7 protein-coding genes and 1 tRNA gene are annotated in these 6,740 nt (G+C 73.2%); 1 reads left to right on the forward strand and 7 read right to left on the reverse strand.

Features of this window, described 5'->3' with window-relative positions; all coding sequences use genetic code 11:
- Positions 1 to 41: 41 nt before the first annotated feature.
- The 7 genes from BZY54_RS46255 to galU all read right to left on the reverse strand — a co-directional run bounded on the left by BZY54_RS46255 (position 42) and on the right by galU (position 5,853).
- Positions 42 to 115 (reverse strand) — tRNA-Ala (locus BZY54_RS46255).
- Positions 116 to 242: 127 nt separating this feature from the next.
- Complete coding sequence (gene sepX, locus BZY54_RS46260; RefSeq protein WP_086731326.1) at positions 243 to 1,493, reverse strand: divisome protein SepX/GlpR; 1,251 nt, start codon at positions 1,491 to 1,493, stop codon at positions 243 to 245.
- A 299-nt stretch (positions 1,494 to 1,792) separates the two neighbouring features.
- Positions 1,793 to 2,413: a GNAT family N-acetyltransferase gene (locus tag BZY54_RS46265; protein ID WP_208640970.1), complete on the reverse strand. Its 621-nt coding sequence runs from the start codon at positions 2,411 to 2,413 to the stop codon at positions 1,793 to 1,795.
- Positions 2,414 to 2,433: 20 nt separating this feature from the next.
- Positions 2,434 to 2,979 (reverse strand): MogA/MoaB family molybdenum cofactor biosynthesis protein, encoded by a 546-nt coding sequence (locus BZY54_RS46270; RefSeq protein WP_086731328.1) that lies wholly within the window; start codon positions 2,977 to 2,979, stop codon positions 2,434 to 2,436.
- Positions 2,976 to 3,536 carry a cyclic pyranopterin monophosphate synthase MoaC gene (gene moaC, locus BZY54_RS46275; protein WP_167414189.1) on the reverse strand — a complete coding sequence of 187 codons (561 nt, stop codon included), beginning with the start codon at positions 3,534 to 3,536 and terminating at the stop codon, positions 2,976 to 2,978. Before moaC ends, BZY54_RS46270 begins: the two co-directional genes overlap by 4 nt.
- Positions 3,537 to 3,622: 86 nt before the next feature.
- Positions 3,623 to 4,945 (reverse strand): molybdotransferase-like divisome protein Glp, encoded by a 1,323-nt coding sequence (gene glp / locus BZY54_RS46280; RefSeq protein ID WP_086731330.1) that lies wholly within the window; start codon positions 4,943 to 4,945, stop codon positions 3,623 to 3,625.
- Between the two features lie 5 nt (positions 4,946 to 4,950).
- A complete protein-coding gene (gene galU, locus BZY54_RS46285) occupies positions 4,951 to 5,853 on the reverse strand; it encodes a UTP--glucose-1-phosphate uridylyltransferase GalU (protein ID WP_086731332.1) in 903 nt (300 codons plus the stop codon).
- Between the two features lie 153 nt (positions 5,854 to 6,006).
- On the opposite strand from galU, the gene BZY54_RS46290 reads away from it, so the two are divergent.
- Complete coding sequence (locus BZY54_RS46290; protein ID WP_086731331.1) at positions 6,007 to 6,621, forward strand: 5-formyltetrahydrofolate cyclo-ligase; 615 nt, start codon at positions 6,007 to 6,009, stop codon at positions 6,619 to 6,621.
- The last annotated feature ends 119 nt before the right edge of the window (positions 6,622 to 6,740 follow it).

A 6,740-nucleotide genomic window follows, 5' to 3' on the forward strand; every position in this document is an offset into this window, starting at 1 on the left:
GAGCCCCGGTCGGTGATCACCGACCGGGGCTCTGAGCTGCGTGGACCTGAGGGGATTTGAACCCCTGGCCCCCTCGATGCGAACGAGGTGCGCTACCGGACTGCGCCACAGGCCCTTGCAACGAGTGAAACTCTAGCATCCCCGTCCGGGTGGTTGGAAATCCGTTCCCGGGCTGGTCAGGGGGTGGGGCTCCGCCGAACCTCCGGTGGAGTCAGCGGGGCGGTGCCCGCGGGGCCCGTGCCCTACTCGTTGACCGCGCGCGGCCGGTCGCCGTCCTCGTACTGGTCGAACAGCGGGGTGCGGCCGCGCTCGCGGGAGCGGCGGGCCGAGGCGGCGCGGCGGGCGTCGCTGCGGCCGTCGGCGGCCGGACGGTCCTCCCCGGCCGCCGGGGGTTCCTCGGCGGCCGGGGCCGCGTCCTGCTCCGGCACGGCGGAGGACGAGCGCGCAGAGCTCCAGGAGTCCGGTGCGCCGAGGTCCACGTCGGAGCTGGCCCGCGGGGCGACCGGTGCGGTCACGTACGTGGGCAGCGGGACGGGCACCGGGTCCCAGCTGTCGCCGTGACCGGGGCGCCGCCGGCGCTCGCGCTGCTGGTCCAGCCACTCCGCGTGGTCGGTCTGCTCGACCAGGGCACGCCGGTCCGCGGCGAGCGCGGACAGTCCCGGATCCGTCTCCGACTCACATCCGGCCTCCGGCTCGTCCGCGTCCTCCTCCAGGGACGGGCGCCGGCGCTGCGGGCGCCGGCTCTCCCGCAGCCGCTGCGCGGCGGCCTCGGCGCGGCGCCGGTCCATCTGGTAGGCGAAGCGGCGGCGCTCCTGGACGCGCAGGTACGCGATGTACCCGCTGAGCAGCACGGCGGGTGCCGCGGGCGCCCACAGGAAGGCGAGCCCTCCCACCGCGGCGACGATCGCGCCCAGGGTGAAGGCGAGGAAGAGGACGACGGTGGTGCGCCGACGGCGTGCGAGAACCTTCGAGCGCCGGGCGCGTGCCGCGGCCGCCTCCGCGCCGGGCGCACGCCCGGCCGCGGGGACCCGCTTCCGCGCGGGCGCGGCGGCGGACGCCGGCTTGGGCGCGGAGGGGGTTGCCGGTGCTGACGGGGAGGCCGGCGCCGGTGCGGACGCGGATGCCGGCGTGGTCTTCGGCGGCGTCGACCGCGCCGCCGGCACACCTGGACGGTCGCGCCGGTCCCGCTCCTGGGGCTGCTCGGGTTCCTTCGCCCTGGCCGGGGGTACGGCGAAGGCCCGGACGTCCACCGAGTCGGTGACGGCGTCCGGTTTCACGGCGCTGGACTCCCCCTCCTCGGCGGAGCGCGCCCTGAGGTCCCTGGCGTACCGGCGCTCCATACCCGCCCGTCCGGACAACAGCCGGATGGCGGTGCTGAAGCGTTCCGTCGGACGGGCCTCGTTCAGCTCGTCCTGCCTACGGAGCCACATGGGCACCAAGTAGGCGGCCCAGGCCCCGACAATGACTGCGTAGATGAGGCCGCTGCTGCTCACGCCTCACACGGTAGAGGGGTTTGCGTGAGGCCATCCGCCAATTGAGCCGGTGTGTCGCACGATCTGGCTGATATTTCGAACTTTTTTTGTGACCGATGCGATCAGCGGGCCGTCAGGCCCGTGAATTCAATGCCACCCGGACGGTCGCCGGTCGATCATTTTCGAACATCTATTCAATTTCCGGGTCCGGCGGATTCCCCTCGGCGTCCCGCCCGGTGTTCTTCCCGCTGTTCCGCTCGCTGTTCCGTCCGGCCTTCCCCTCGCTGTTCTGCGGGGGTCCACTCGTCGTCCCGCCGGGCCTACTCGCTGTTCTGCCGGGCGTTCTGCGGGTTGCGCGGGCGCGTCCGGCGCCAGCGGCTCAGCAGCCCTTCAGGCACCTCTTCCGCGGTGAGCGCGAAGACCATGTGATCCCGCCAGGCCCCGTCGATGTGCAGATAACGCGGCCTGAGGCCCTCCTCGCGGAATCCGAGTTTCTCCACGACCCGGCGGCTCGGCCCGTTCTCGGGGCGAATGCAGACCTCGATGCGGTGCAGTCCGACGATGCGGAAACAGTGGTCCACGACGAGCGCCACGGCCGTCGGCATCACCCCCCGCCCGGCCACCGCCTCGTCCACCCAGTAGCCGATGTGACCCGAGCACATCGAGCCCCAGGTGATTCCGGCTACCGTCAACTGCCCGACCAGGCGCCCCTGGTACTCGATGACGAAGGGCAGCATCCGGCCCGCGTTGGCCTCGGAGCGCAGGTGCCGAACCATCTGGCGGTAGGTCGGCCGATGCGCTATCGGTCCGCTGGGCGTGGGCGGCGGAATGGTCGCCTCCCACGGCCGGAGCCACTCCCGGTTGCGCCGGTTCACCTCGCGCCAGGCCCGCTGGTCGCGCAGCTTTATCGGCCGGAGGACGACATCGCCCTCCGCGAGCACGACGGGCCAGGATGGGCTGTTCAGCTCGCACCCCCACTGCCGGCACCGGGTCCGGGATGGTCGCCGCCTCGCAGCTGGTCGACGGCGTGCGCCAACAGCGGCTCCAGCACGGCCAGTCCGTCCCTCACCCCGCCGGTCGAGCCCGGCAGGTTGACGATCAGCGTCCGCCCGGCCACCCCGGCCAGGCCCCGGGAGAGCGCCGCGGTCGGCACCTTCTCCCTTCCGAACGCCCGGATGGCCTCCGCAATGCCCGGCACCTCGTAGTCGATCACCCGGCGGGTGACCTCGGGAGTGCGGTCGGTGGGCGAGACACCCGTGCCGCCGGTGGTGACCACGACGTCGTACCCGGCCTCGACGGCGGCGCGCAGCTCGGCCTCCACCGGGTCGCCGTCCGGCACGACCCGCGGGCCGTCCACGGCGAAGCCGAACCGCTTCAGGCCGTCGGCGATCAGCGGGCCGCCCTTGTCCTCGTAGACCCCGGCGGCGGCCCGGTTGGACGCGGTGACCACCAGGGCGCTGTACGGCGCGAGCAGTGCGCCGCCCCCGGCCGCTGCGTCCAGCGTCATGACCGGCTCCAGTCGCCCGACTTGCCGCCCGACTTCTCCTCCACCCGCACGTCCGTGATGACCGCCCCCTTGTCGACCGCCTTGACCATGTCGATCACGGTGAGCGCGGCGACGGAGACCGCGGTGAGCGCCTCCATCTCGACGCCCGTGCGGTCCGTCGTCTTCACGGTGGCCGTGATCTCCACGGCGTCGTCCGCGACCGACAGGTCCAGTTTCACACCCGACACGGACAACGGGTGGCACAGCGGAATGAGGTCCGGGGTGCGCTTGGCACCCATGATTCCGGCGATCCGGGCGGTGGCGAGGGCGTCGCCCTTGGGGACGCCCTCGCCACGCAGCAGCTCCACCACGCGCGGCGAGACGAGGACGCGGCCGCTGGCGCGGGCGGTGCGCGCGGTCACGTCCTTGCCGGACACATCGACCATGCGGGCGGCGCCCGCGTCGTCGATGTGCGTCAGTCGGTCCTGCGCGACGTCCTGCACACGGTCCTGCGCGACGTCCTGTGCGCGGCTGTGCGCAGAAGATCCGGGGGTCTCCCCCCGGGAAGGCGTAGTCATGCTCTGTGACGCTCCCGGTCCGGGCCCGGCGCGGTGCGGTTGCGCGGGCCTGCTGTGCGCGACACGGTACCGCCAACCAGCGCCGGTCAGCCGAGGAGGACCACCTCGACCTCGTCGCCGGGCGCCACGGACTCGACGTCCTCGGGGACGACGATGAGGGCGTCGGCCTGTGCGAGGGCGGCGATCAGGTGGGAGCCGGTGCCCCCGACCGGGGACACCTCGCCCTCGGCGTACGTCCCGCGCAGGAACTGCCTGCGCCCCTTCGGCGAGCTGAGTGCCTTCTCGGCCGCCAGGGTCGCCCGGGCCGTCGGCCGGTGGACGTCCTGAAGGCCCATCAGGGTGCGGATCGCGGGGCGGACGAACAGCTCGAAGGACACGTACGACGACACCGGGTTGCCGGGCAGCGCCAGCAGCGGGGTGTGCTCGGGGCCGATGGTGCCGAAGCCCTGGGGCTTTCCGGGCTGCATGGCGAGCTTGCGGAACTCCACACCGCCGCCCGGCACGTCCTCGTCGCCGACGTGCGACAGCGCCTCCTTGACCACGTCGTACGCCCCGACGCTCACCCCGCCGGTGGTGACCATCAGGTCGGCGCGGACGAGCTGGTCCTCGATGGTGGACCGCAGGACGTCGGCGTCGTCGGCGACGGCGCCCACCCGGTAGGCGATGGCACCGGCGTCCCGGGCCGCCGCGGTCAGGGCGAAGCTGTTGGAGTCGTAGATCTGGCCGTTGCCCAGCTGCTCGTCGGGCTGGACGAGCTCGCTGCCGGTGGACAGCACCACCACGCGCGGACGCGGACGCGCCCGGACCGTGCCGCGGCCGATCGCGGCGAGCAGCGCGATCTGCGGCGGCCCGAGGACCGTGCCCGCCTTCAGGGCGAAGTCGCCGGCCTTCACGTCGCTGCCCCTGGCGCGCACGTGCGCGCGTGCCTCGGCCGGCCGGTACACGCGCACCTGGCCGGTGGCGCCCTCCGGGGACAGGCTGCGGGCGCGCATCCCGCCGACCGGGCCCTCGCCGAGCCCGCCGTCGGTCCACTCCACGGGCACGACCGTCTCGGCGCCGGGCGGCAGCGGGGCGCCGGTCATGATGCGGGCGGCCTGGCCGGGGCCCACGTGGACCGGGTCGGCCGCGCCCGCGGCGACGTCCCCGACGACCTCCAGCGCGGCCGGGAACTCCTCGCTCGCGCCCGAGACGTCCGCGACGCGCACCGCGTACCCGTCCATGGAGCTGTTGTCGAACGGCGGCAGCGACAGCGGCACCGTGACGTCCTCGACCAGCACGCAGCCCTGGGCGTCGAGCAGGTGCAGCTCGATGGGCTCCAGGGGGCGGATGGTGGTGAGGACGTCCTCCAGGTGCTCGTCCACCGACCACAGGCGGTCGGATTCCGTGGTGTGGTGCCCGGCGCTGCTCAACCTCGTCACATCTCCTCGGCCACGTAACGCTGAAGCCAGGCCCTGAAGTCGGGGCCCAGGTCCTCACGTTCGCACGCGAGCCTGACAATGGCACGCAGGTAGTCGCCGCGATCGCCGGTGTCGTAGCGGCGGCCCTTGAAGACGACGCCGTGCACCGGGCCGCCGACCTTCTCGTCCTCGGCGAGCTGCTGCAGGGCGTCGGTGAGCTGGATCTCGCCACCGCGGCCCGGCTGGGTCTTGCGCAGTATGTCGAAGATGTGCGGGTCGAGGACGTAACGGCCGATGATCGCGTAGTTCGAGGGGGCGTCCGCCGCGTCCGGCTTCTCGACCAGGCCGGTCACCTGGACGACGTCGCTGTCGGCGGTGGCCTCCACGGCCGCGCACCCGTAGAGGTGGATCTGCTCGGGGGCGACCTCCATGAGGGCGACGACACTGCCGCCGTAGGTCTCCTGCACCTCGATCATCCGCTGCAGCAGCGGGTCGCGCGGGTCGATCAGGTCGTCGCCGAGCAGGACGGCGAACGGCTCGTGGCCGACGTGCGGAGCAGCGCAGAGCACCGCGTGACCCAGACCCTTGGGGTCGCCCTGGCGGACGTAGTGGATCATCGCGAGGTCGCTGGACTCCTGCACCTTGGCGAGCCGCTCGGCGTCGCCCTTCTTCTCAAGGGCCGATTCCAGCTCGTAGTTGCGGTCGAAGTGGTCCTCGAGGGGGCGCTTGTTGCGGCCCGTCACCATGAGGACGTCGTCGAGGCCCGCGGAGACGGCCTCCTCGACCACGTACTGGATCGCCGGCTTGTCCACGACCGGCAGCATCTCCTTGGGAGTGGCCTTGGTGGCCGGCAGGAACCGGGTGCCCAGGCCTGCTGCGGGAATGACGGCCTTGCTGATCCGGGGGTGCGACTGACTCATGCCCGCAACCATATCCGCCTCGTCCGGTGCCTTTGCGCGGGCTCCGGGCCTCCGGTTTATTGGCTCGCACAAGAGCGGCACAGGACCGGCACAGCGGCACACGAAACACTGGGACGGAGCGCTCGGGCGCTCGAGGAAGGTGGGGATACGGCCTTGGGTGAGATCGGACGGACCACGGAGCCCGCCAAGCGGACGGTGCGGCGGGAGTTCCTCGCGGCGAGGAACAGACTGACCGCGGACGAGGTGCGGCAGGCGGCCTCGGCGCTGGCCCGGCGCGCGCTCGAGCTGCCCGAGCTGGCGCGGGCGCGCACGGTGGCCGCCTACGTCTCCGTGGGCACCGAGCCGGGCACCCTCGCGCTGCTCGACGCGCTCAGCGCGCGGGGGGTGAGCGTACTGCTGCCCGCCCTGCTGCCCGACAACGACCTGGACTGGGGCGCCTACGCCGGGGAGGGCTCCCTCGCGCGCGTGCGGCACGGCGGGAAGATGGCGCTGCTCGAGCCGGCCGGTCAGCGCCTCGGCCCGGACGCCGTGACGGCCGCCGACGTCGTCCTTCTGCCCGGTCTCGCCGTCGACGGCCGCGGGATGCGGCTGGGGCGCGGCGGCGGCTCCTACGACCGCGTCCTGGCCCGCCTGGAGCGGGCGGACGCGCACCCCGCGCTCGTGGTCCTGCTGTACGACTTCGAGGTCGTCGAACGCGTGCCGGAGGAGCCGCACGACCGGCCGGTGCAGGCGGTGGTGACGCCTTCGGCGGTGCGCCGCTTCACCTGACGCGTGCCCGCGGCGGCCTCAGGGTCCCTTGCGCACCGCCACTTGCGGAGGGCCGCCCGGCGCCCTCGCCTGCGCGCCGTCCTGGTGCCGCATGCGCGAAGGCCCTCCACGCGCGCGTG

It is taken from the genome of Streptomyces carpinensis, assembly GCF_002154505.1.
In the GTDB taxonomy this organism is placed as follows: Bacteria; Actinomycetota; Actinomycetes; order Streptomycetales; family Streptomycetaceae; genus Streptomyces; species Streptomyces carpinensis.